At 39.7% G+C, this 24,036-nt stretch carries 23 protein-coding genes and 1 other RNA gene; 17 read left to right on the top strand and 7 right to left on the bottom strand.

The genetic code is table 11. The annotated features are described in order from the left end of the window. The first annotated feature begins 122 nt into the window (after positions 1–122). A complete protein-coding gene (gene nadB, locus SJ312_RS07070; RefSeq protein ID WP_165879569.1) occupies positions 123–1,718 on the top strand; it encodes an L-aspartate oxidase in 1,596 nt (531 codons plus the stop codon). Between the two features lie 30 nt (positions 1,719–1,748). Here the strand turns inward: nadB and trmN are convergent, their stop codons facing one another. Beyond that, positions 1,749–2,483: a tRNA(1)(Val) (adenine(37)-N(6))-methyltransferase TrmN gene (gene trmN, locus SJ312_RS07075; protein ID WP_136134234.1), complete on the bottom strand. Its 735-nt coding sequence runs from the start codon at positions 2,481–2,483 to the stop codon at positions 1,749–1,751. A 158-nt stretch (positions 2,484–2,641) separates the two neighbouring features. On the opposite strand from trmN, the gene SJ312_RS07080 reads away from it, so the two are divergent. The 4 genes from SJ312_RS07080 to srmB all read left to right on the top strand — a co-directional run bounded on the left by SJ312_RS07080 (position 2,642) and on the right by srmB (position 7,548). Beyond that, a complete protein-coding gene (locus tag SJ312_RS07080; protein ID WP_165879571.1) occupies positions 2,642–3,373 on the top strand; it encodes an IclR family transcriptional regulator in 732 nt (243 codons plus the stop codon). Positions 3,374–3,375: 2 nt separating this feature from the next. Further along, a complete protein-coding gene (hutG, locus tag SJ312_RS07085) occupies positions 3,376–4,293 on the top strand; it encodes a formimidoylglutamase (RefSeq protein ID WP_112308258.1) in 918 nt (305 codons plus the stop codon). A gap of 520 nt (positions 4,294–4,813) precedes the next feature. Then, positions 4,814–6,019, top strand: a complete 1,206-nt coding sequence (gene gltS / locus SJ312_RS07090) for a sodium/glutamate symporter (RefSeq protein WP_036959023.1) — start codon at positions 4,814–4,816, stop codon at positions 6,017–6,019. Between the two features lie 191 nt (positions 6,020–6,210). Further along, positions 6,211–7,548, top strand: coding sequence for an ATP-dependent RNA helicase SrmB (gene srmB / locus SJ312_RS07095; protein WP_004264992.1), 1,338 nt, complete (start codon positions 6,211–6,213; stop codon positions 7,546–7,548). A 32-nt stretch (positions 7,549–7,580) separates the two neighbouring features. Here srmB and SJ312_RS07100 read toward each other — a convergent pair whose 3' ends face one another. Beyond that, a complete protein-coding gene (locus SJ312_RS07100; protein ID WP_110591983.1) occupies positions 7,581–9,026 on the bottom strand; it encodes an ankyrin repeat domain-containing protein in 1,446 nt (481 codons plus the stop codon). Between the two features lie 158 nt (positions 9,027–9,184). Then, positions 9,185–9,568, bottom strand: coding sequence for an autonomous glycyl radical cofactor GrcA (gene grcA, locus SJ312_RS07105; RefSeq protein ID WP_036959024.1), 384 nt, complete (start codon positions 9,566–9,568; stop codon positions 9,185–9,187). Positions 9,569–9,948: 380 nt separating this feature from the next. On the opposite strand from grcA, the gene ung reads away from it, so the two are divergent. After that, positions 9,949–10,629 (top strand): uracil-DNA glycosylase, encoded by a 681-nt coding sequence (gene ung, locus SJ312_RS07110; protein ID WP_110591984.1) that lies wholly within the window; start codon positions 9,949–9,951, stop codon positions 10,627–10,629. A gap of 53 nt (positions 10,630–10,682) precedes the next feature. On the opposite strand, the gene grpE is transcribed toward ung, so the two are convergent. Further along, the gene (gene grpE, locus SJ312_RS07115; RefSeq protein ID WP_004264998.1) at positions 10,683–11,276 is read right to left on the bottom strand and encodes a nucleotide exchange factor GrpE; all 594 of its coding nucleotides are present in this window, start codon (positions 11,274–11,276) and stop codon (positions 10,683–10,685) included. 101 nt (positions 11,277–11,377) lie between these two features. On the opposite strand from grpE, the gene nadK reads away from it, so the two are divergent. From nadK to bamE, 3 genes are all read left to right on the top strand, one after another. Then, complete coding sequence (gene nadK / locus SJ312_RS07120) at positions 11,378–12,277, top strand: NAD(+) kinase (protein ID WP_319867307.1); 900 nt, start codon at positions 11,378–11,380, stop codon at positions 12,275–12,277. An 86-nt stretch (positions 12,278–12,363) separates the two neighbouring features. Next, entirely contained in the window at positions 12,364–14,025 is a 1,662-nt protein-coding gene (recN, locus tag SJ312_RS07125; protein WP_110591986.1) for a DNA repair protein RecN, read from the top strand. 112 nt (positions 14,026–14,137) lie between these two features. After that, positions 14,138–14,530 carry an outer membrane protein assembly factor BamE gene (gene bamE, locus SJ312_RS07130; protein ID WP_004265001.1) on the top strand — a complete coding sequence of 131 codons (393 nt, stop codon included), beginning with the start codon at positions 14,138–14,140 and terminating at the stop codon, positions 14,528–14,530. A gap of 173 nt (positions 14,531–14,703) precedes the next feature. Here bamE and SJ312_RS07135 read toward each other — a convergent pair whose 3' ends face one another. Both SJ312_RS07135 and SJ312_RS07140 read right to left on the bottom strand, forming a co-directional pair. Continuing rightward, positions 14,704–15,009, bottom strand: coding sequence for an RnfH family protein (locus SJ312_RS07135; protein ID WP_319867310.1), 306 nt, complete (start codon positions 15,007–15,009; stop codon positions 14,704–14,706). Continuing rightward, on the bottom strand, positions 14,993–15,427 hold the full coding sequence (locus tag SJ312_RS07140; protein ID WP_036959027.1) for a type II toxin-antitoxin system RatA family toxin: 435 nt from the start codon (positions 15,425–15,427) through the stop codon (positions 14,993–14,995). The genes SJ312_RS07135 and SJ312_RS07140 overlap by 17 nt, the downstream gene beginning before the upstream one ends. A 153-nt stretch (positions 15,428–15,580) precedes the next feature. Between SJ312_RS07140 and smpB the strand changes: the two genes are divergently transcribed. The 8 genes from smpB (at position 15,581) to SJ312_RS07180 (ending at position 22,894) form a co-directional block, all read left to right on the top strand. Then, positions 15,581–16,063, top strand: a complete 483-nt coding sequence (smpB, locus tag SJ312_RS07145; RefSeq protein ID WP_004265004.1) for an SsrA-binding protein SmpB — start codon at positions 15,581–15,583, stop codon at positions 16,061–16,063. A 48-nt stretch (positions 16,064–16,111) separates the two neighbouring features. Then, positions 16,112–16,475: a transfer-messenger RNA gene (ssrA, locus tag SJ312_RS07150) on the top strand. Between the two features lie 183 nt (positions 16,476–16,658). Beyond that, positions 16,659–17,900 (top strand): integrase, encoded by a 1,242-nt coding sequence (locus SJ312_RS07155; RefSeq protein WP_131680557.1) that lies wholly within the window; start codon positions 16,659–16,661, stop codon positions 17,898–17,900. A 374-nt stretch (positions 17,901–18,274) separates the two neighbouring features. Further along, positions 18,275–18,499, top strand: a complete 225-nt coding sequence (locus SJ312_RS07160; RefSeq protein ID WP_239407490.1) for a hypothetical protein — start codon at positions 18,275–18,277, stop codon at positions 18,497–18,499. Beyond that, on the top strand, positions 18,496–19,476 hold the full coding sequence (locus tag SJ312_RS07165; protein ID WP_319867311.1) for a hypothetical protein: 981 nt from the start codon (positions 18,496–18,498) through the stop codon (positions 19,474–19,476). Before SJ312_RS07160 ends, SJ312_RS07165 begins: the two co-directional genes overlap by 4 nt. A gap of 198 nt (positions 19,477–19,674) precedes the next feature. After that, positions 19,675–20,277, top strand: a complete 603-nt coding sequence (locus SJ312_RS07170) for a tyrosine-type recombinase/integrase (protein ID WP_131680558.1) — start codon at positions 19,675–19,677, stop codon at positions 20,275–20,277. A 320-nt stretch (positions 20,278–20,597) separates the two neighbouring features. Further along, on the top strand, positions 20,598–21,569 hold the full coding sequence (locus SJ312_RS07175) for a reverse transcriptase domain-containing protein (RefSeq protein ID WP_131680559.1): 972 nt from the start codon (positions 20,598–20,600) through the stop codon (positions 21,567–21,569). After that, entirely contained in the window at positions 21,566–22,894 is a 1,329-nt protein-coding gene (locus tag SJ312_RS07180) for an AAA family ATPase (protein ID WP_319867313.1), read from the top strand. Before SJ312_RS07175 ends, SJ312_RS07180 begins: the two co-directional genes overlap by 4 nt. Before the next feature lie 137 nt (positions 22,895–23,031). On the opposite strand, the gene SJ312_RS07185 is transcribed toward SJ312_RS07180, so the two are convergent. Beyond that, positions 23,032–23,739, bottom strand: coding sequence for a hypothetical protein (locus SJ312_RS07185; RefSeq protein ID WP_319863195.1), 708 nt, complete (start codon positions 23,737–23,739; stop codon positions 23,032–23,034). Between the last annotated feature and the right edge of the window lie 297 nt (positions 23,740–24,036).

Raw genomic sequence — 24,036 nt, forward strand, 5'->3', positions numbered from 1 at the left:
AATACGTAAATAGCGCTAGGTCAATATACTGTGCATTAACAACCATCCACTAATAGCAATAGGACACTCGATAGGCTAACATAAAAAACTCAATACATACTATTATATACATGCAAACACTTATGAACGAATCCACACAGCATTACACTGATATTTTAATCATTGGGAGTGGTGTCGCAGGACTTTCAGCTGCCTTACGGCTCGCCCCTTTTCATCAAGTGACCATTCTCAGTAAAAGCAGCCTCAGCGAAGGGGCATCATATTACGCACAAGGTGGTATTGCCGCCGTTTTTGATGACACTGACAGCATCGAATCCCATGTAGAAGATACGCTAATTGCTGGTGCAGGTATCTGCCAGAAAGAAGCTGTTGAGTTTATTGCCTCCAATGCGAAACATTGCGTGCAATGGCTTATCGACCAAGGTGTTTTATTCGATACTGAAATTACCGAAAGCGGTGAAACACAGTATCATTTAACCCGTGAAGGTGGCCATAGCCATCGACGGATCCTCCATCATGCTGATGCCACAGGAAAAGAAGTTGAAACCACGTTAGTTGACCTCGCTTTTGCCCACCCAAACATTCATATTAAAGAACGCTATAATGCCGTCGACCTTATCCTTTCTAATGAGGCTGAATCGCCACGAATTTTAGGCGCTTACGTATGGAACCGCCAAAAAGAGCAAGTTGAAACCATTCGAGCGAAAACGATTGTTCTAGCAACGGGCGGCGCGGCTAAAGTTTATCAATATACCACGAATCCAGATATTTCTTCTGGTGATGGTATCGCAATGGCGTGGCGGGCTGGCTGCCGTGTTGCTAACCTTGAATTTAATCAATTCCACCCAACGTGTTTATTTCACCCACAAGCACGTAATTTTTTATTAACTGAGGCATTACGTGGTGAGGGGGCTTACCTCAAGCGTCCTGATGGTAGCCGATTTATGCCAGATCACGACGATCGCGGTGAACTTGCTCCTCGCGATGTTGTTGCACGAGCTATTGACCATGAAATGAAACGCCTTGGTGCTGATTGCATGTATTTGGACATTAGCCATAAGCCTAGCGATTTCGTTAAAAACCATTTCCCGACTATTTATGCGAAATTGATGACTTTAGGGTTAGACCTCACTCAAGAGCCCATCCCTATCGTCCCAGCGGCCCATTACACATGCGGTGGTGTAATTGTCGATGAAACGGGTATGACTGATATCACGAATCTCTATGCAATTGGCGAAGTGAGCTACACTGGCTTACATGGTGCAAACCGTATGGCATCCAATTCACTATTAGAATGCTTGGTATACGGCTGGGCGGCGGCTGAAAATATTAATAAAACGATCAAACAGATCGACGAAATCCCCTATTTATCTGAATGGGATGAAAGCCGAGTACATAACTCAGATGAACAGGTTGTTATTCAACATAACTGGCATGAATTACGCTTATTTATGTGGGATTACATGGGAATTGTGAGAACCACAAAACGGCTTGAGCGCGCACTGCGTCGCATCCATCTATTACAGCAAGAAATTCACGACTACTATGCAAATTTCCGCATTTCAAATAACTTACTTGAATTACGTAACCTAGTTCAAGTCGCTGAATTAATGGTTCGTTGTGCATTAGAACGCAAAGAAAGCCGTGGATTACATTACACCTTGGATTACCCAGAACCACTTCCTAATTCAGGCCCCACTATTTTAAAACCTGAATAACATGAGCTAGGGCCGGCCTTTGAGCCGGCTTTAATATTTCACATAAAATGGCTGAATTAGTTTACGAAATTCATCGGTATACTCACCCTTTTCATCTTTGAGTGCCAGCGATGTCACTTGTGTTTGTATCTCTTGCAGTTGAATGCCCAATAGCATGCGATGGTAGACTGTTGTAGGTTTATCACTAACATTGACGCGAAAAGCGGTAAACCAACCTGAATTCTCAGCCATCTTCTGTATTTTTTCACCAACTTCATAGGGCAGCACTAAACAAAATAGTCCATGAGATGTAAGACAGGATTTTGCACTTTCGAGTAATACATCATGAGTTAATGTCGCGGTATATCTCGCTTGGTCTCGTTTTTCATCCCGACACGCAACCGCAGGTTCAAAGTAAGGTGGGTTACTAACAATCAAATCATATTGAACCGATGACAACTGGCTGTAACTCACAATGTCTTGATTGATGACATGTAAACGATCCGCCCATGGGGATTCAATAAAATTTTCTTGTGCTTGTACTGCCGCGTCACTATCTAACTCGACGGCATCAACACATAACATTGCATTTCTTTGTGCTAGCATCAATGCTATTAGCCCACTACCGCTACCAATATCCAATACAGACTGAACACCGTCTGCAGGAGCCCAAGCCCCCAATAGCACACCATCCGTCCCCACTTTCATCGCACATCGGTCATGAGCCACAAAAAACTGTTTAAACGTAAAACCGCCTTTACGGTAATTCTTTTTTTGCTTACACATGCAAACACTCTAATTGGCTAATACTTGTTCGAACATTCTCATACTAAGCAAATAAAAGTCATAATTTAACCTATTTGCTACAATATAATTCTCATAATATGAGAATTATATTTGAGACGAAAAAAATTTACTGATAAGTTCGAAAAAAAGGAGATGCCATGAACAGTATAAATAGAACCTTAGACATCTTGTCTTACATCACAACTTGCGCATCTCCAGTGACGCCACAGTCTATCTCATCAGCGTTAGAGATCCCATTATCAACCGTCTATCGTTTACTAACAATTCTCATAGATTGGGAATTTGTATCTCACGCAAAACAATATGGAACATACTGTGTTGGCTCGCAGAGTATCAAAAATCAAGAAAAATACTATCACCACAGTTTATTGATGAGCGCGTCTAAACAAGAACTGCAAACTTTAGCGAAAAAAACCCAAGAAACCGTGGCGATTATCACCTCAAATTTACGAGAGACCATTTGTGTCGACATGATTGAGAGTGAACAAGCGCTGCGCTGCTCTTTTATTATTGGCCGGGGCAATACTTTAGTTAAAGGAGCAAGTGCGAAAACATTATTAGCTTTTCGTCATGAACTCTATCAAAACCAAGTACTTGAAGCTCATATAAAGCAGTTAACCACTGAACAACAAAAAATAAAGCTACAACAAGATTTACAACAGATACGCAAACAAGGTTACGGCATGTCTGTGAGTGAAATCGATGAAGGCGTACTGGGTGTTTCTGCACCGATTTTCAAAGGTAATGATGTGTTAGCTGTCGTTTCAGTTATGGCACCTGAATTTCGCTCTACACATCGCGTGGATGAATTTATCACGCACACCCGCCAAACAGCGCATAACATCACTAAATTAATTAACTTGGAGTAACTATGACACAACCTTTCCAATGGCAAGGGCGCACAGATGGTGAAACACAAGAACATTTGCGCATCCACCAAGTCATTAATAAACACACACCTGCCAAGTTTGCATTAATTGGTTTTGCTTCTGATGAGGGCGTTCGACGCAATAAAGGCCGCCAAGGTGCAAAAGCAGGCCCTGATGCAATTCGTCATCAACTGGCAGGTTTGCCTATTCATCAACCACTTGCAATCAAAGATGTCGGTACAATTCGCTGTGATGATGGCAATTTAGAAGCAGCACAACGCCGTTTATCCGACCAACTTATCGCTCTCCTCGCTGATAACCAAAAACCGATTGTCCTTGGCGGTGGTCATGAAGTTGCATTTGCGAGCTTCCAGGGCCTGTTTGACTATGTTGAACAACATCAAGCGGGTAAAACGATTGGTATTATTAACTTTGATGCACATTTTGATTTGCGTGAAGCCCCTGTTGCCACTTCTGGCACTCCATTTTTACAATCAGCCATGTTGTGCCAGCAACACCAACGCTCTTTCAAATATTTATGTTTAGGCATCGCAGATCATGGCAATACAAAAGTATTATTCGATACCGCAGATACGCTAGGTTGCCAATATATCCGCGATAAAGAACTCGCTTATTCCAAGCTACCTCAAGCGATTGAAAAAATTAAAAAATTTATTGACGAAGTAGACTATTTATATGTCACCGTTGATTTAGATGTATTTTCTGCTGCTATTGCGCCGGGCGTTAGTGCACCAGCACCAAAAGGCATTTCTACTGAAATTTTTGATGAATTGTTTGCCATTATCAAGAGCAGCCAAAAAATTGCGGTTTTTGATATCGCAGAATGTAATCCTGAATTTGATATTGACAACCATACCGCCAAACTCGCGGCTTATTTGATATACCAATATTTATTCTAATAAAACAACACAACAACTCGACTGATAAATACACTGTTTCTCACGCTGTTAAGATTATTAATTTTCAAACACCACAATAAAAATAGCTTTGAAGTTGATTATCAAACTAGCCGTAACACAATAACTTAATGGTTTTTAACTATTGAATTTCGCGTTACAGCTAGGCAGCAAGTGACGTTATCCCTAGGAGCTACAAAAGTATGTGACTAGGGTAACGGAGCGCGGCCAACAACGCTGTAGCGCAATAACTTAATGGTTTTTAGCTATTGAATTTCGCGTTACAGCTAGGCGGCAAGTGACGTTATCCCTAGGAGCTACAAAAGTATGTGACTAGGGTAACGGAGCGCGGCCAACAACGCTGTAGCGCAATAACTTAATGGTTTTTAACTATTGAATTTCGCATTACAGCTAGGCGGCAAGTGACGTTATCCCTAGGAGCATACAAAAGTATGTGACTAGGGTAACGGAGCGCGGCCAACAACGCTGTAGCGTGAAAGACAACAGTTAAAAAGGGAAAAATATGATTCTACACCTCGACACACTCTCCACCCTCTTCCTAACGGTGATCTGCCTACTCATGGGGATCCACTTAAAGAAACGTATCGAATGGCTACAGCGCTTTTGTATCCCTTCTCCCGTCATTGGCGGCTTTCTGGTTAGTTTGATTATTTGGGGGCTCAAATCATTTAATCTGGCCGAAATCAATTTTGATACCAGTTTACAAACCTTCTTAATGGTCGCTTTCTTTACCACTATTGGTATTGACGGCAGCTTCCGTATTTTAAAAAGTGGTGGTCGGTTACTCTTTATTTACCTGTTTATCTGCTGGTTTGTGGTTATTTTCCAAGACACCTTTGGTGCAGGCCTAGCTCATTTACTCGGTGTTGATCCCGTTATTGGTATCATGGCTGGTGGCGTTTCTCTTACTGGGGGACATGGTGGTGCAGCAGCCTTTGGTGGCATGGCTGAGGGCCTTGGCGTGCAATCCGCAACGGTTGCCGCAATTGCCGCAGCAACATTCGGCCTAATTACAGGAAGTTTACTTGGTGGTCCGATTGCAACGTTCTTAATTAAGAAATTTAACGTGCAGATTAAAGCTGATGAAAATGTTGAGCGAGTTCAAGTTCCTGAAACCATTGCTGGAAAAATTGAATCCATCGATGCTCACGCCTTTTTAAAAATGCTAGCACTTGTTCTTGGAATTATGGTTATTGGTCAATTCGCTTCAGCGCAATTTACCAAAGCAACCGGGTTTTCTTTGCCGAGCTATGTTGGAGCAATGATCATTGCGATTGTTATTCGCAATATTAATGACCAAGTAGAATTATTCCGTATTAACCAAAAGTCGGTTGACCTTATCTCTGAAGTTTCGCTTGGCCTATTTTTGACTATGGCGATGATGTCATTGAAAATATGGGAGCTAAAAGCTGTTGCTTTGCCATTATTCACCATTCTATTGGCGCAAGTCATTATTTTAATTCTATTAGTTGTCTTTGTCATTTTCCGCTTATTAGGCAAAAACTACGATGCCGCAGTAATGTGTGCTGGCCTAATGGGGCACGGCTTAGGTGCGACGCCAAATGCAATGGCGAATATGTCCTCTGTTTGTGAACGTTACAAACAAGTGTCAATGAAAGCTTTCATGATTGTGCCACTCAGTGGTGCCGTGCTCATTGACTTAGTTGGTATTCCTTATCATACATGGTTAATTAATATACTTAGCTAAGTTAGATAAGCATGAAGGAGGAAAAGCTCTTTCCTCCTTCAATTATTTATCTTCTCTATATTTCACTCACATGCATTGATATATCGCTCCCTGTCCACAGTGAAAACAGTTACACTTGAGCAAAGCTGATTTTTTCAGGTGAACAATTTTGCTAACCTGTTTATAATCAGCGCCCCAAATAGAGGTATATCATGACTGCATCCACTTTTACTGAACTTGAACTTGATGAAAGCCTAATTGATGCGCTTTCAGATAAAGGCTATCAACGTCCAACCGCTATTCAAGCGGCAGCTATTCCTGCTGCAATGGATGGCCGCGATGTATTAGGTTCAGCTCCGACAGGTACAGGTAAAACCGCCGCGTTCTTACTACCTGCGATCCAACATTTACTTGATTTCCCTAGAAAGAAATCAGGGCCGCCTCGCGTTCTAGTTGTCACACCGACTCGTGAATTAGCCATGCAGGTTGCTGACCAAGCAAAAGAATTATGTGCCCATAATCACCTAGACATTGCAACAATTACGGGTGGTGTTGCTTATATGAATCACGCTGAAGTTTTCAGTGAAAATCAAGACATTGTCGTCGCAACAACAGGCCGTTTACTCCAATATATTAAAGAAGAAAACTTTGACTGTCGTGCAGTTGAGATTTTGATCCTTGACGAAGCTGACCGCATGCTCGACATGGGTTTTGCCAATGACATAGAAACAATCGCAGGCGAAACACGCTGGCGCAAGCAGACCATGCTGTTTTCTGCAACTCTTGAAGGCGAAGCTATTCGTGACTTTGCTGAGCGCTTATTAGAAGATCCAATTGAAATTGACGCCGACCCTTCACGCCGTGAACGTAAAAAAATTCAGCAATTTCATTACCGTGCTGACACTCTAGAGCATAAAACAGCATTACTGTGCCATTTGTTAAAACAAGATGAAGTCACCAAAGCTATCGTCTTTGTGCGTAAGCGTGAGCGTTTGCGCGAATTAGTCCAATGGTTACGTGAAGCGGGTATCGAACCTTGTTATCTTGAAGGTGAAATGCCGCAGGCTAAGCGTAATGAAGCTGTACGTCGCCTAGTTGATGGCCAAGTTAAAGTACTCGTTGCAACAGATGTTGCTTCCCGTGGCTTAGATATCGAAAACGTTAGCCATGTTTTTAACTTTGACTTACCTAGAACTGCAGATGTGTATTTGCACCGTATTGGCCGTACCGGCCGAGCTGGACGTAAAGGAACCGCAATTTCCTTAGTCGAAGCGCATGACTTCCCATTATTGGGTAAAATTACTCGTTATATTGAAGAACCTATCAAAATTCGTGTGGTTGATTCTTTACGTCCAACAACTAAAGCCCCTTCAGAAGCGATGCTAAATAAGCCAAAACCGTCGAAGAAAGTGCTTGCTAAGCGTAAAGAAAAGAAAAAAGAAGAACAAGCTAAGAAAAAAGAAAAAGTACGCCATCGCGATAAGAAAAATATTGGTAAACGTCGTACTCCTGCTAGCCCTTCTATACCAACAGCTAGCGATAAAAGCTAGTCACTAAAAACGGGTTTAGGCCCGTTTTTTATTTAGCCCATCATTTGAAAAACTTTATCTCGCATTTGTTTGCCTTCATGAGTTAGCAAATCATACTTAATAATATGGCTACCAAGTATATCCTTACAATCTAAGCCTTTATTATTTTTAATTCGCCAATCGGCTCCATTTTCCAATAGTAATGTAGCAACATCAAGTGCATGGCTATTTAACGCATCATGTAAAGGTGTGTTCCCCAAACTATCTTTAATATTCACTGTTAATCCATTTTTTAATAAAAGTTGCGATTGTATAAGACGGCCATTTTGCGCAGCTAAATGCAAAATACTTTTTTGGCCTCTGGATTGAAACATTTTAATTGTTTGACCATATTGAGATTCCATTAGGGCTGCCATAAACTGCCCATTAACTGTTCTGACTGATTGTTGTGCCAATAAACTAATGTCACAAGGTTTGTGGTCTAATGATAAAAGTGCTGAAAACTCCGTTATATTTCCTTTTTTGATAGCACTTTCACAACATTCCTGCCAACTCATTTCCTGTTTTTCTTCTTTAGTTGGAAATATTTCTAGTGGTATTTCTTGTACCTTATTATATTCACCTGTGATTGCATTCCAATTATTCCATGGCTTATGTTTGCACATAACCCTAATAATTTTAAGCATTGAATGAGCAATAAAACTTCTTGTTAATAAACGGGTGGGTAACCAATTTTTCCAAGAGCTATGTTCGCTATAAGCCATTTTAATACAATTTCCCAACGCAGAAGGGATCGGTAAAGAGTTTTGTAATCCATCGAGCCAATCATATTGCACCGTGTAATAACGTATCAACCCTTCTTGTGCCATTTTTTCAGCAACGTGATAATCAATCCCAATATTATTAATAGTATTTTTTGCCAGCCCTGCAGGACTGAATGCGATACAGGGTGATTGACTCGCTAACGCCGCTATTGATGCCAATCCTCCACCTAATGAGTGCCCTGTACAAATTGTGTTTCCATTAACTGCATTGAATAAAACATTCATCAAACCAACAGCTTGAAAATATTGAGACTCATAAAAACCAAGGCCTTGACGAATATTACTGTAAAAATCGATAATATCGTTAGTACCAGCAAAACAAAGAATATATAAATCATTAAATCGACAGATATTAGCTTGAAAACCTGTTTGCTCGTCGTTTAATAGTTCCGCATTAATTCCGAGATCAAAAATCTCTTTATTACTTAATCTTTCAACACCCTGAATATTCCGCCAATTTTTATGATAAGCACCTTGCGCTAATAGAGCCAAAATATAGTCATTTTGTTGTGCATGACCTCCTAAGAAGTCTTCTCTTAATATCTCTTTAGGCCATAAATCTGTTATACAAGGTTTAATTTCTTGATGTTGGTGCTGCAAATAAATATTTAAGTTTTCTCTAACAAAAATATATTCATCTTTTTTTGATAATGTTTGTAGTGTTGATAGTGACATGAATTCTCCCTAACAAGTGTATTTGTTGGAAGAATATTGAAATACAAATAACCAAGGTGGGAAATAATCAACTTTATTAGGAACAAATAAAAAGCCATTGATAACAATGGCTTTAGAATTTATTATGCATTACTAGATGTAATTACATTTAATATTTATTACAAGCTTTCAGTGAAAGTACGAGTAATAACATCACGTTGTTGTTCAGGCGTTAATGAATTAAAACGCACTGCATAACCAGAAACACGGATTGTTAATTGTGGATATTTTTCTGGGTTTTTAACTGCATCTTCTAATGTTTCACGACTTAATACGTTAACATTTAAGTGCTGACCACCTTCAACACGTACAGTTGGTTTCATTTCTAAAGGAACTTCACGATACTCAAAAGCACCTAATTCGTCTTTAGCAACGATTTGCCCTTCGTTATAATCGGCTTTCGCACAAACACAACGAGCTTCATTTTTTTCGTCATCCAGTAACCAAAACGAATTCATCAATGCTGCATTATCAGTTTTAGTAATTTGAATACCTGTAATCATGTCGACCTCCACGTTCGAGCTAGATTGCATTCGATTTGCTTAATAAATCGAAGCTACATTAACCATCAATCTTATGAAAACTTGTAATTGGATATTTGGTCTAACCAATGTATATAGGTATTTTATACCAGCTAGATCCCCTATTTTCTTTGATATTTATCAATTATTCCGCTTAGTAACTAATTCAACCAACCCAACATTATGATTTAAATCAAAATTCATAATTCACTTTTTTAACTATTTTTATATATTTTCAATTTTTTTTAAAGATTAATACTCAATATCAGGGCTTTATCTCTCCCTCATGAACCAGTAAGCTTATAGCTATCAACTGGTTCATATAATTGTTCCTTCTTAAATTCATTGTTATGGAATATTTCATGTCAAACTCCATTACGTGGCACGATGTTATTGGCCCTGAAAAATCAAAACCTTATTTCAAAGAAACGTTGGCTTATGTAGCAGAACAACGCAAAAATGGTAAAATTATCTATCCTGCTCAAGACGACGTTTTTAATGCATTTAGGTATACCGAGCTTTCTGATATTAAAGTTGTTATCCTTGGGCAAGACCCTTACCATGGGCCAGGGCAAGCTCACGGCCTCTCTTTTTCCGTACTCCCAGGAATTAAGCCACCACCATCATTAGTCAATATGTATAAAGAGCTAGAAAAAGATATTAGTGACTTTCAAAGGCCTAATCATGGGTACTTGCTCAGTTGGGCTCAACAAGGTGTTTTACTCCTTAACACCGTCCTCACCGTCGAGCAAGGCAATGCCCATTCCCATGCACATTTAGGTTGGGAAACATTTACAGATAAAGTTATTGAAGCAATTAATGAAAATACCGAGGGCGTGATCTTTTTACTCTGGGGCTCTCATGCCCAGAAAAAAGGTAAAATTATTGATACTAAACGCCATCATGTTCTGAAAGCCCCACATCCTTCCCCACTTTCTGCTCATCGCGGGTTTTTAGGTTGTGGGCATTTTTCACAAACAAATGAAATTTTAGCTCAGCAAGGCAAAAAACCTATAGATTGGACACCTGTAATTAGCGAATAATTTCAAATTGCGGACAATAAAAAATGGGATACTCACGTATCCCATTTCATCGATTATTTAGACACAATAACCATTGCAGGTCTGAGTAAACGGTTATTTAACGTGTACCCTTTTTGCATCACATCAATCACATGATTAGCTTGGTGATCAGGTGACTCAATCATCGTCATCGCTTGGTGAACTTCAGGGTTGAATGGCACATTCACTTCACTGACAGGCTCAATACCGAACTTAGCCACTGCATCTAAAAAGGTTTTTAACGTTAAATTTAAACCTTCTAACATCGCTTTAGACTCTTCACTTTCGTGATCAGCAGCTTCTATTGCACGTTCCAAGTTATCAATCACTGGCAATAATTCATTTGAGAATTTTTCCAGTGCAAATTTATGTGCCTTTTCGATATCTTGCTCAGTCCTACGACGAATATTTTCAATTTCGGCGTGTGCACGTAACATCGCTTCACGTTCAGTTTTTTGTGAAGCTTCTAACTGTTGCTCAAGCTCAGCAATACGCGCGGCTAACGCTTGTTCGTCTGCTTGTAACTCATCAGCTTGTTGAACGCTGGCTTCTTGCTCAGCTTGAACTTTTTGTGATTCATTTTGTTCAAAAGCTTGCTCATCATGCATGTTTTGGTCTTTACTACTCATGAATATCTCCGCGTATTTAGCATTAATCCCATATATGAGAGTATTATGGGGATCTAATACAGGGATTCAAGGGAAGTCATACAATCAGAGGCCAAAAAAGTATGCGAAAGGACAATAATACAACACTACCACATTTTAAAACGATAGGCATTGTCGGGCACCCTAGGCATCCTGAAGCATTGGCAACTCATGAATTAATATACCATTGGTTAATTTCAAAAAATTATCATGCCATTATCGATAAACAAGTTGCTAAAGATTTAAAATTAGCTAATGCCAACACTGGTACATTAACTGAAATAGGCCAACAGGCTGATTTAGTTGTCGTCGTTGGCGGGGATGGCAATATGCTTGGCGCTGCTCGTATTTTATCCCGCTATAATAATAAAGTGATCGGTGTAAATCGTGGTAATCTCGGTTTTCTTACTGATTTAGACCCTGATAATGCATTGCAACAACTTTCAAGTGTTCTTGAAGGAAAATACCGCGAAGAAAGACGTTTTTTACTAGAAGCACAAGTCATTAAAGCTAACCAAAAAGCACGTAAAAGCACCGCAATTAATGAGATTGTTCTGCACCCAGGCAAAGTTGCGCATATGATCGAATTCGAGGTTTACATTGATGAAAAATTTGCCTTTTCTCAACGTTCTGATGGTTTGATTATCGCCACACCAACAGGTTCTACAGCTTATTCTCTTTCCGCAGGTGGCCCTATTTTAACCCCGAACTTGGATGCTATTGTATTAGTTCCAATGTTTCCACATACCTTATCCTCCAGACCACTAGTGATTAGCAGCGACAGCAGTATTCGGTTGAGGTTTTTACGAACAAATATTGATTATGAAGTCAGCTGTGACAGCCAAATTATGCTCCCTATTCAGGATGGAGAGGAAGTTATTGTTAAACGTAGTAATAAAAATCTTAATTTAGTTCATCCACAAGATTACAATTATTTCAATACGTTAAGTTCAAAATTAGGCTGGGCTAAAAAAACTTTTTAATTTTTTCATTCTGCCTCTTTACTGTATAAAAAAACAGTCATACACTGTATTAAAACACAGGTGTGTATTTTTACAGGAGAGCGCAGATGCTTACCCAACTAACAATCAATAATTTTGCAATCGTACGTGAATTAGAAATTGATTTCCGTAATGGTATGACAGCCATAACCGGTGAAACAGGTGCGGGTAAGTCCATTGCTATTGATGCTCTTGGCCTATGTTTAGGTAATCGGGGTGAAGCCAATATGGTACGCCCTGGTGCGCTGCGTGCTGATCTTTGTGCCCGTTTTTCCTTAGTTGATGCTGAGATGGCTGCTAATTGGCTTATTGAGCATCAACTTGATAACCAAAATGAGTGCTTATTACGTCGGACTATCTCTCCTGACGGCCGTTCCCGAGGTTTTATTAACGGCGTTTCTGTACCTTTATCACAACTTAGAGAACTCGGTACATTACTGATCCAAATTCATGGCCAGCACGCGCACCAACTCTTGCTAGATAACACTCATCAAAAGTCCCTGCTTGATGCCTATTCAAACCAGCAAGAACTACTTGCTCAAATGAAAAAAGCATGGAAAACATGGCACGACTCCTGCCAACAATTAGCCGTATTTCAAAAAGAGATGCAAGAGCGTGAATCTCGGCAACAGTTGCTGGAATATCATCTAAAAGAACTGAGCGAATTCCTTCCTGTTCAAGGAGAATTTGAAGAGATAGACCAAGAATATAAACAACTCGCTAATCATGGGCAATTTTTATCTATTGGTCAAACAACCACGCACATACTATCTGAAAATGATGATGCGAACGTCATTAGTTTATTAAATATGGCAAAAAATGAATTGACTGATCTCGTTGCTCTCAATCCGAAATTTTCAGAACTTCTCGATATGCTTGAAGAAGCATCAATACAAGTCAGTGAAGTCAGTGATGAAATAAAACATTATTGCGATCAATACGAACTTGATCCCAACCGTTTATTTGAACTTGAGCAACGTATCTCTAAACAAATTAGCTTAGCTCGAAAACATCATGTTAGCCCCGAGGCACTACCTGAACTATTTCAACAGTTATTGACTGAGCAAGAACAAATTGCTAATCAAAACGAAGATTGTGAAACTTTAAACGAGCAAGTCGCTATCGATCATCAAAAAGCATTAGCTTGTGCAGAGCGTTTACACCATGTGCGGCTGCATTATGCCCAAGAGTTAAGCACGCTAATTACCAACAGTATGCATCAACTTTCAATGCCTCATGGTCTGTTTACTATTGATGTGAAATTTATACCAGAACAATTGCAGATTGATGGTGCATGTAAGATAGAATTCAATGTTACAACGAACCCAGGCCAGCCACATCAGGCGCTCGCTAAAGTTGCTTCAGGTGGTGAACTATCGCGTATCGCACTAGCTATTCAAGTTATTACCGCTAAGAAAATGGATACTCCAGCGTTAATTTTTGATGAGGTCGATGTGGGTATTAGCGGACCAACAGCCGCTATTGTTGGTAAGTTATTACGTGAGTTAGGTGAATCAACTCAAGTCATGTGTGTAACGCATTTACCTCAAGTTGCAGGTTGTGGACATCATCATTTTTATGTAAGCAAAGAAACTAATGGCGTTGAAACTGAAACTCATATGCAGCTATTAGATAAAAAATCTAGATTACAAGAGCTTGCGCGCCTTTTAGCAGGTTCAGAAGTCACCAAAAATACACTAGCCAACGCAAAAGAGTTACTTGCAGCATAATTTTTGACAACTTTTTTACGCTCATGTGGTCTTAGAGTCGATAAGGAAGGTTTTAAATTGTATCAATGTCGATTATCATTGATGTTCTGACTCCAAAAGGAATGAGATATCCATGCGTTATAAATTGTTAACTGCTGCCGCACTATCACTCGCATTAATGTCTACGGGCTGTTCAATGATGGAACGCCTTGTCTATCACCCAGACATTAACCAAGGTAATTACCTCACAGCGAAAGATGTTGCTAAGATCCAAAAAGGAATGACACAGCAACAGGTCGCTTATACTTTGGGCACGCCAATGTTATCTGACCCGTTTGGTACTCAGACTTGGTATTATGTTTTCCGCCAAGAACTAGGGCATGACCCAGTTCAGCAAGAAACTTTGACTCTGATTTTTGATCGCAATGGTATTCTTACTGACATCAAAAACGAGAAAAATCTTGCCGCGCAGGAATCAATGGAAGCTGCTGAAACAAAAGCATCAGAAACTAAAACAGCTGACTAACCACAAACACTAAGAACCACCTAGTGTGATAGTAACAACCTGTTTTATGAAGGACTTATTCAGGCGGGTTGTTATTATGAGTATCTTTATTAAAAATTTATTTAGACTCAACTTGTATAAATAAATTTAAAGACAAAAACCGAGCTTTGCTCGGTTCGCTACGTATAATCGGTTTACTTATTTTTAACTTCTTTAGACTTTTCGGCTCGTTTGCGACGTAATTCTTTTGGGTCTGCAATCAAAGGTCGATAAATCTCAACACGATCCCCATCTTGCACTAAATCTGTCAATTTAGCAGGGCGACTATAAATACCAATCTTATTTTTTTTAAGATCAATATCATCTCTAAGAGCTAAAATACCAGAAGCTAGTATTGATTCTTCTATTGTCGCCCCCTCTTTCACTTTTACTGATAGCAAAAATTGCTTTTCAGGAAGCGCATATGTCACTTCAATATTCAGCTCAGACACTGTATACATCCTTTGCTCTTAAAGTGAAAGCTTGAACCATATTATTAGCTAATTCCTTAAAAATTTTGCCAAATGCAAGTTCTATCAATTTATTTGTAAATTCAAAATCAAGGTGAAACTCGATTTTACAAGCATCAGGACTTAAAGGAATAAATTTCCAACCACCAGCTAATTTACTAAATGGCCCTTCCACAAGTTGCATATGAATGCACTTGTTATCCTCTAGCACATTTTTTGTGACAAAAGTTTTGCTAATACCTGCCTTTGACACTTCAACAGAAGCGGTCATTTCTTCAGAACTATGACTAATAATTCGGCTACCCACACACCCCGGCAAAAAGCTCGGATATGAAATAACGTCATTAACGAGTTTATACATTTGTTCTGCGCTAAAAGGGACCAACGCAGAGCGACTAATCTGTGGCATATCAATTCCTATCCCCAAAAACTGAGCGTATAATACCATCTTTGATTGGTTAAACAAAAAACAAAACCCACATAGGGCAAGATTTGCACAATCAAAAAAATATCAGCTTAGAAAGATTTCTTTCAACTCAGCTTACAGTATAATGATTGCACTATGACAAAGAAAAAACCATATAAACCCGGTTCAGCAACAATTGCTATGAACAAGCGTGCTCGCCACGAATATTCTATCGAAGAGGAGTTCGAGGCGGGTCTATCCCTACAAGGTTGGGAAGTCAAATCACTCCGTGCAGGCAAAGCCAACATTGGAGATAGCTACGTTCTTTTAAGGGACGGCGAAGCTTATTTATTCGGTGCAAACTTCACACCGCTGACTGTTGCATCATCGCACGTTGTGTGCGACCCAACTCGTAGCCGAAAATTACTTTTAAATCAACGTGAATTAGATACACTCTACGGTAAAGTTAACCGCGAAGGTTATACCGTTATTGCACTTTCTCTCTACTGGAAAAATGCATGGTGTAAAGTTAAAATCGGCGTTGCCAGAGGTAAAAAATCTCACGATAAGCGTTCTGATATTAAAGAACGTGAATGGCAACTCGATAAAGCACGTATAATGAAACATTCTAATCGCTAACCTCTAGCTTTATAGAGTATTTTTCTGTTATACTGCGCTCAACAACTTGGGGCTGATTCTGGATTCGACGGGATTTGCGAAACCCAAGGTGCATGCCGAGGGGCGGTTGGCCTCGTAAAAAGCCGCAAAAAAATAGTCGCAAACGACGAAAACTACGCTTTAGCAGCTTAATAACCTGCTTAGAGCCCTCTCTCCCTAGCCTCCGCTCTTAGGACGGGGATCAAGAGAGGTCAAACCCAAAAGAGATCGCGTGGATGCCTTGCCTGGGGTTGAAGCGTTAAACTTAATCAGGATAGTTTGTTGGTGGCGTGTCTGTCCGCAGCTGGCAAATGAATTCAAAGACTAGACTAAGCATGTAGTACCGAGGATGTAGAAATTTCGGACGCGGGTTCAACTCCCGCCAGCTCCACCAAATTATCTTCTAAGGACGTCCAAAGAAGACTGAAAAGCCCGCTAACTCAATGAGTTGCGGGCTTTTTTATGTCCTGCGCAGTCTGATGTCACCTAATTAAATCCAATCATCTTAGGCACCTTGATAGGCACCTCGTTAACCTTTATAGTTTTTGAGGTGCCTAAAAACAACGGAACATCAAAAATGGCAAGACAAACCAAACCCTTATCAGCAAAAGAGATCGATGCAGCAAAACCAAAACAGAGTGATTATGTCCTCTATGATGGCGACGGATTAGAGCTATTGGTTAAATCCAATGGCAGCAAGCTGTGGTCATTTCGCTACATTCGCCCTCTCACTAAAAAACGAGCTAAAAAGAGCCTAGGCGCTTACCCTGCCGTCAGCCTTGCTGATGCACGTAGTTATCGCCTTGAAGCAAGAACACTGCTCGCTAAACAGATAGACCCGCAAGATCACCATAAAGAGCAAGTCCGTAACACCTTAGAAGCTAAGGCAAATACCTTTCAACTTGTTGCTGAGCGTTGGTGGGAAGTGAAGAAGTCCACCGTAACCGAAGATTACGGTAACGATATTTGGCGTTCACTTGAACGAGATGTATTTCCCGCTATAGGTGATATCAGCGTTACCGATATCAAAGCCCATATATTGGTTCAAGCAATACAGCCCGTCCAAGTCAGAGGTGCATTAGAAACTGTTCGTCGCCTTTGTCAACGTATCAACGAAGTGATGATCTATGCTCAAAATACTGGCTTAATTGATGCTGTTCCAAGTATCAACATTGGTAAGGCTTTTGAAAAACCAAAGAAAAAAAATATGCCAAGTATTCACCCTGAGCAATTACCGCAACTCATGCAAACAATGCGTACAGCTAATATTATCTTACCTACCAGATGTTTGTTTATGTGGCAGCTACTTACCATATCCCGCCCTGCTGAAGCAGCTGAAGCCCGTTGGGATGAAATCAACTTTGAGACCAAGGAATGGAAGATACCGGCTGCTAGAATGAAAATGAACCGTGAGCACACCGTTCCATTGTCTGACGCTGCTTTAGCTATTCTAGAGCTAATGAAACCACTCAGTGGTCATCGTGAGTTTATCTTTCCAAGCCGTATTAAGCCGACTCAGCCTATGAACAGCCAAACTGTCAATGCCGCGTTAAAACGCGCCGGATTCGGCGGTGTACTGGTCTCACACGGTTTACGCTCAATTGCTAGTACCGCTCTCAATGAGCAAGGCTTCCCACCCGATGTTATCGAAGCCGCCCTCGCCCACGTTGATAAAAACGAAGTGAGACGCGCCTATAACCGTAGTGATTACCTAGAGCAAAGACGCCCTATGATGCAATGGTGGGCTGATTTTATTGAATCGGCTGATAGGGGAAGCATTATTGAAGGCGGAATTAGAGGAATATCGCTAGTTGGGTAGTTTATTTGTACCAGCTCAAATTTGAGCTGGTACAATAACAACACAGAGCTAGATGTCTGCTCTGTGCCAGAAGCGGAAGTTGCGATTGTACTTTGATCCAACAGTGAGCACTCGATAGAAGTCTATTCCACCTAGTATCCCCAGGAGCCTGCATATATCGCGTTTTGCATGATTATCGGTTAACCTAATGTCATCTACCTGTTCGAGAGAAGTTGGGCCATGCAGGGGCTATAGCTGTAATTTTTGTATCTGAAGAATATGAACCAAAATATATACTTATTAAGATGAAAATTTAACTTCAACGGAAAAACATGAATATATGCAAATGTTTTAAATGTGATACCTGTGAAACGTTAATTGATTGCAGAATTGGGATGTCTAACAGGGACATTCAGCCTTTTCAGTTTGCCTGCCCAGAGTGTGAAGAACGCATCACTTTTACAATCGGCTCTGAGAAAGACGATCTCACGGGCGCATCAGATATAATTGATTTTGAAGCACCATTCACAGGTGAGAATCATTTCGTTGAGTTACACCTTGATTTCCCTGTTTATTTTTGTAAGTACACGCAGGGAATGACGACTTTTTTCGTGCAATGAGTGAAATTGGTAGAAATGAATTTGGTCATTTAGCTCAACGCCTTGATATGTTGAATCGCCTCTATCCATTGCAAAGGGAGTTAGAGAGAGTTATTACTCAATACAAAAAAGGTAATATAAATAACTTTGAAAAAGTGTGTGCGAAGTTACCTATGGAAAAGCTGAGAAGTCATAAAAAAGAAGACGTTTTAGCATCCTTGTACACAGCAACATCGATTATGTCATCGCCTTTTACAATCCATGAGCAAAACGAAGAATTGTCCAAAGGTTTTACCCTTTTATATAAAAATCTTCACGGGAAGCATAAAAAGAACGTCATCAGCTTTGTTGAGGAAATTATTAATAATAAATTTCTAAAAAACCTACATTTTGATTGTCTTGGCTTATACCCACGCCTTATTGAACTTGAATTACCATTACGACCAGCCCTCTTTTATGATTACATTGAGGTAGAGAAATACCGACCAGTTCCCGCTCGCGTATCAACGGCTTACTTTGACACATGCAATAATTACTACAAAGACTTGGCAGAGGTTTTCGCCCGTCAGTTAACGCTTCTTGCAGGCCTGAATAATTTACTAAAACGAGGTGATCACAATGAATTTGAAGCGACATTAAAGTTGAACAAGAAGAACGAATTTCGTAAAGAATTATCCTCTCTGAATAAATTTGCTGATGTGGATTTAGGCCAGAAAATTCAGTATATCGACGATTGCTTTTATACAATTAATATAACAGCCATCGATAATAGGCTCAGGAACGGTATTGCACACTATAAATACGAATATAAAGAATCAACGCAAGTCATTACCTATTACCCTGCTAAAGAAGGTATGGAACGTACTAAGTCGGAAGATATTACTTTTATGGAGTTTCTGCGCAAAACTCTGCTGCTATTCCGTGAAGTTCACAGCCTGAATCATCTCATCAAGGCTACACTCTACTACATTGTCCTGATCCTGAAAAAAGACGTGTAGCAATTTGGTATAACTCCGGTAGCGGATAATTTCCCTAATCAGGTTTTGCGCCTGCGGAGTTTTCTTGTTGCTTCTGACAGAGTTCTATTCTGCAGGTTTATAAAACAATTGCCATTCCGGATAACAAGCCGATGTCCGATGTTCTCTCTTTCGGGATAACAGACATAATTAAATCTCTACATCATAGGAGATTTAATTATGTCTAAGTCACCGTGGAATAAAAATCGTATCATTGGGCAAAAACGACCGCTTAAAATATCTCATATCTGGGGAATCCGTATTAGACTGGAATTAGAAGGGAAAATTCGCGACTTAGCTTTGTTTAATTTAGCCGTGGATAGTAAACTTCGAGGCTGTGATCTCGTTAAATTGAAGGTATCAGATGTTGCATATGGCAGTTCAGTCTCCAGCAGAGCAACAGTGTTACAACAAAAGACTGGTAGTCCTGTCCAATTTGAGCTGACTAAAGGAACTAGAGATTCAGTTGCTGCATGGATAAGAATAGCTCACTTGCATAGTGCAGACTATATTTTCCAATCCCGAGTAGGTTCTGCTCAACATATCTCTACCAGACAATACAACCGTATTTTTCATGGTTGGATTGAAAAGCTAGGCCTTGATAATTCGTTGTACAGCACGCATTCTATGCGCAGAACTAAGCCATACCTGATCTACCAGAAAACAAAGAATCTTCGTGTAATTCAGTTATTACTAGGACATAAAAAACTGGAAAGCACGGTTCGTTACCTTGGCATTGAAGTCGATGATGCATTGGAGATTTCTGAGTCAATTGAAGTATAAATCTATCAGGGCTGTTTATCAGCCCTGTGCCAAAAGCGGATGTTGCATCTATCGAGGCTTGTTTATCAACGGAGAAGTCAGTTCTGGGAATGGAATACTTGACAAAGAGGGTTGAAGTGACCATAGTTACTATATGCTTCTGACTTTGGAGTATCTCCGGTCAACTAGGAAGCCTCTATAGGCAGTTTAGTCTCATAAATTATTAAGGCTTCCGTTAAGCAATTAGCGGGGGCCTTAATAATTTACAGGCCATGTGAAGGTGCTTCAGTCAGTTAACTATTTCTGATGACAACATCAGATCATACATAGGTAAAGGATGAATGAAGAATAACAGTTTGGAGAGTGTTTTTAATTCCTACTTCAATAACAAAAAAGACTTCGCTGATTTTCATACTCTAAGAATGGAAGATGAAACCTCCCGTATTCCCTTAAGTAAAAGTAAGGTTGAGCTTTACCAGTGTTCCGCCAGACTTAAGAGTATTCATACTTTTCTTTCCCTGTTTGTGTTCAGTGAAATGCCTATGAGAAAAGATATTGTTTTTTCTTACCAGAAAGATGTGAATATCGGTAACGCTGTTCGACCTCATTGCAATAGTGAGTATATATTTAAAACGGATATATCGAATTTTTTTCCTTCTATCAGTGCTAAATCCATATTTCACACTCTATCAAAATACTGCGAACATATACGTTCGGTTGACTCTGAAGAAGTTAGAAAGAATATTGATCGGATTGTTTATCTGTGTACTATCAATAACCGTGTACCTGTCGGTTTTTCATGTTCCCCCTCAATTAGCAACTTCTGTTTTTATGATTATGACAATACTATTGAGTCCTATTGTAAGGAGAGAGGCTATATTTACAGTCGTTATTCAGATGACCTTATTATTTCATCACAGGATGAAATGGATAAAGATATAATTATTCGCGATCTCACGAGTATATTATCATCTGACGAATTCTTGAAACTATCCATCAATTATAAAAAAACAAAAATAATCACGAAAAAATATGAACGAAAGATTCTGGGAATAAGCATACTTAATGACGGAAAAATGACAGTCAGTAAAGCAACTAAGACGGATATTGAAGTGAAGCTGCACTTGCTCAAAAGTGACAGGAAAAAACTAATGGATTACACTAAGATGGATGAAACGGCATCGATTCTATCAATCGCAGGCGTTCTGAGTCAGATTAACAGCATTGACAAGGACTACCTGTTTCATCTGCGTAAAAAATATGGGAACTCCATCATTAGTAAGCTGCTCAGAGGCAAGGAATTGCTGAAATGATCGTTAGTGTAGATATCAAAGCGTTGCAGCACTTAGCCCAAATCAGCGTGTCATTTGATTTTTCACGCGATCCAATTATCTGTATGACAAGTAAGAATGGCGTGGGTAAAACGTCCATCATTAAAGCTCTCGCTTTACTTAAGGACACTGCGATCGTCAGTAAAACATCTTCCGTGTTTAGCATCAGTGAAAAGACACAGATTGATGTTAAAATTAATGAAGACGTATATGCTTTCAGGTTCAATGATGGAGACCTTGATACGAAGAATATTATCAGAGATGAAACGTTTCTGAACGTCGAGTTGCCTATTCCTTATGGTAAACGTTTTTCTGATTTTCCTTCATTGGGCAGCATCGATATGACGCTGAGGGAGAAGTACTTAAAAGGAGAGTATGAAAACGCAAATGAGCTCATAGTTTTTCTCAATTCTGTTTATAAGGATATAAACAAGTTTCAGAATTTGAAAGTCGTAAAAATAAAGGGCGTAAACTACTATTTTCTTCCGCTTGATAATAACAGATATATACGCGAGGACTATTTCAGTTCTGGAGAGTTCTTTGTTATCAGTATTTTTAAGATGATAACCTCTTCAAGTCGACTTATCATTATAGATGAAATAGACGTATCCCTTGATTCCTCAGCTCAGGTCTCACTTATGGGCGCGATAAGGGATATTTGCATAAAAAGGGAAATAAAAATACTCTTTACTACTCACTCTCTCCCTATCATGAAAACCATCTATGAATATGGCACTCCAATCATCTATCTGAAAAATGAAAACGGTACAGTCCACCATAACCAGGTTTCTTACAGCTTTATCCAACTTGAAATGTTTGGTTTCCTCGGGTTTGATAAATTCATCTTCACCGAAGATGTAACGCTTGAGTCTTATATCAACTTTAAGCTCTCCACTATGGAAACAAAAAATCGAGTTAAAGTTATTTATATCGGTGGGTGTAGTAATGTTGTTGATTTGATGAAACGTAATGCAGTAACCAATTTCATCTGCCCATCCAAGGACGCGATAGCCGTTCTGGACGGTGATTCAAAAACCGACTATGGTTACCGTTCAGACGTTATTATAAGCCCTTATAATGATATTGAAGATGAAATATTCAGGAAATATAAGGAAGAAAATGAAGTGTACAATCTCCCAACTGTCGCGCCAGAAAATGCGAAATCTAAAGCTTATTGGAAAAAATTGCAGGAAAAACGCAAAGAACATAATCTTACCCGTGAGGATATTTTTACAATTCTAGAACAAGGTTTTGAATCAGAATTGGCTGTTTTTCATGATGAATTATTCTCATTTATCAATAGGTAGGTGAGTGAAATGCTTTTTTTCATCGTGCTATTGTGCATAGCATACTGCATTATATGAATAGGAATAAGTAGATCTCATCAGAGTCAGCTCCTCGCTCAAAGCGAACTCTCTCTTTTGAGTCTCATGATGACGAGCGTTTACTCTGCCAGTTCATCTACTGGCTCTAGTCTATCCACATTTATCCACCCATGCGCATCACCATATCCAACCAATAGCCAGCCATTATTATCCCCATCAACTGGTTTTGTCGCTCTCATTCCATTGACTTGAAGAATATCGCCGGGCACTACAAACCAATTATTGTGTCGGCATTGCTCTGTCGGAGCTGCGTGAAAATAGGCTCTCCCTTTCCCTACCACACGCCATTTGGGTGATTGTGCAATGAAAGCTTCTAACCGAAGAGTGTCCAAAACTTGATGACATTTTTCCTCTTTTTTGAGGCATGACTGCAACTTCTGCCCTTGGGCAGCACTGAACGTCAAGGCTTCATCTGTGCTTATCTCACGTAATTGGTTCTTTTCCAGATCGTATGAAACCCATCCCAACATGCCTGCACCAGGGGATTCATTGGATGGCTTTTGGTTTTTATTAGAGAGCTGAATTATCAGTTCGTCTCCCTTACGCCTATCGATGAAAAGATCAAGCTTATCTGTAGTGACACGTTCCGTTCGAATTAATGCATGGTTACTGCTGGCAATTAACTTAATTAACTCTTGGCGACAATCAAACAATTCTCCTGAATAGGAGGCGGCCATAGTGCCATCGTCATCAACATCATCAAATGCCATTGATGCAAAAGACGCTAGGCTAAGATTGAGGCAAATAATTGAAGCTAGAAAACGCATACAAATTCCTTGTTTGCTTGCTAAAAAATCTGCGTTGATTAATTCGTTATATTAATATTGGTCTTCCACTTTTTAAATGATTAATGTGGTAACTGTAAGCAAATCAGCTATTAATTAGACATAAAAAACTATAAAGTACAGTTAGTTACCTGTAAATTGAAGTCGATGATACATTGGAGATTTCTGAGTCAATTGAAGTATAAATCTATCAGGGCTGTTTATCAGCCCTGTGCCAGAAGCAGATACTGTAAACACAACAGGAAGTTAATAAGCAGTATAATTTTAGGAGAACTAATA

It is taken from the genome of Providencia sp. CIM-Carb-044 (genome assembly GCF_033901115.1).
Lineage (GTDB): Bacteria > Pseudomonadota > Gammaproteobacteria > Enterobacterales > Enterobacteriaceae > Providencia > Providencia hangzhouensis.

Excerpts from the sequence above, each read along its gene's own strand:
- SJ312_RS07080 (WP_165879571.1), top strand. The coding sequence starts at position 2,642 with ATGAACAGTATAAATAGAACCTTAGACATCTTGTCTTACATCACAACT.
- SJ312_RS07160 (WP_239407490.1), top strand. The coding sequence starts at position 18,275 with ATGTCTAACAGGGACATTCAGCCTTTTCAGTTTGCCTGCCCAGAGTGT.
- SJ312_RS07155 (WP_131680557.1), top strand. The coding sequence starts at position 16,659 with ATGGCAAGACAAACCAAACCCTTATCAGCAAAAGAGATCGATGCAGCA.
- hutG (WP_112308258.1), top strand. The coding sequence starts at position 3,376 with ATGACACAACCTTTCCAATGGCAAGGGCGCACAGATGGTGAAACACAA.
- recN (WP_110591986.1), top strand. The coding sequence starts at position 12,364 with ATGCTTACCCAACTAACAATCAATAATTTTGCAATCGTACGTGAATTA.
- SJ312_RS07170 (WP_131680558.1), top strand. The coding sequence starts at position 19,675 with ATGTCTAAGTCACCGTGGAATAAAAATCGTATCATTGGGCAAAAACGA.
- trmN (WP_136134234.1), bottom strand. The coding sequence starts at position 2,483 with ATGTGTAAGCAAAAAAAGAATTACCGTAAAGGCGGTTTTACGTTTAAA.
- srmB (WP_004264992.1), top strand. The coding sequence starts at position 6,211 with ATGACTGCATCCACTTTTACTGAACTTGAACTTGATGAAAGCCTAATT.
- grcA (WP_036959024.1), bottom strand. The coding sequence starts at position 9,568 with ATGATTACAGGTATTCAAATTACTAAAACTGATAATGCAGCATTGATG.
- ung (WP_110591984.1), top strand. The coding sequence starts at position 9,949 with ATGTCAAACTCCATTACGTGGCACGATGTTATTGGCCCTGAAAAATCA.
- SJ312_RS07100 (WP_110591983.1), bottom strand. The coding sequence starts at position 9,026 with ATGTCACTATCAACACTACAAACATTATCAAAAAAAGATGAATATATT.
- SJ312_RS07165 (WP_319867311.1), top strand. The coding sequence starts at position 18,496 with ATGAGTGAAATTGGTAGAAATGAATTTGGTCATTTAGCTCAACGCCTT.
- SJ312_RS07135 (WP_319867310.1), bottom strand. The coding sequence starts at position 15,009 with ATGTATACAGTGTCTGAGCTGAATATTGAAGTGACATATGCGCTTCCT.
- SJ312_RS07185 (WP_319863195.1), bottom strand. The coding sequence starts at position 23,739 with ATGCGTTTTCTAGCTTCAATTATTTGCCTCAATCTTAGCCTAGCGTCT.
- SJ312_RS07180 (WP_319867313.1), top strand. The coding sequence starts at position 21,566 with ATGATCGTTAGTGTAGATATCAAAGCGTTGCAGCACTTAGCCCAAATC.
- nadK (WP_319867307.1), top strand. The coding sequence starts at position 11,378 with ATGCGAAAGGACAATAATACAACACTACCACATTTTAAAACGATAGGC.
- grpE (WP_004264998.1), bottom strand. The coding sequence starts at position 11,276 with ATGAGTAGTAAAGACCAAAACATGCATGATGAGCAAGCTTTTGAACAA.
- smpB (WP_004265004.1), top strand. The coding sequence starts at position 15,581 with ATGACAAAGAAAAAACCATATAAACCCGGTTCAGCAACAATTGCTATG.
- gltS (WP_036959023.1), top strand. The coding sequence starts at position 4,814 with ATGATTCTACACCTCGACACACTCTCCACCCTCTTCCTAACGGTGATC.
- SJ312_RS07175 (WP_131680559.1), top strand. The coding sequence starts at position 20,598 with ATGAAGAATAACAGTTTGGAGAGTGTTTTTAATTCCTACTTCAATAAC.
- nadB (WP_165879569.1), top strand. The coding sequence starts at position 123 with ATGAACGAATCCACACAGCATTACACTGATATTTTAATCATTGGGAGT.
- SJ312_RS07140 (WP_036959027.1), bottom strand. The coding sequence starts at position 15,427 with ATGCCACAGATTAGTCGCTCTGCGTTGGTCCCTTTTAGCGCAGAACAA.
- bamE (WP_004265001.1), top strand. The coding sequence starts at position 14,138 with ATGCGTTATAAATTGTTAACTGCTGCCGCACTATCACTCGCATTAATG.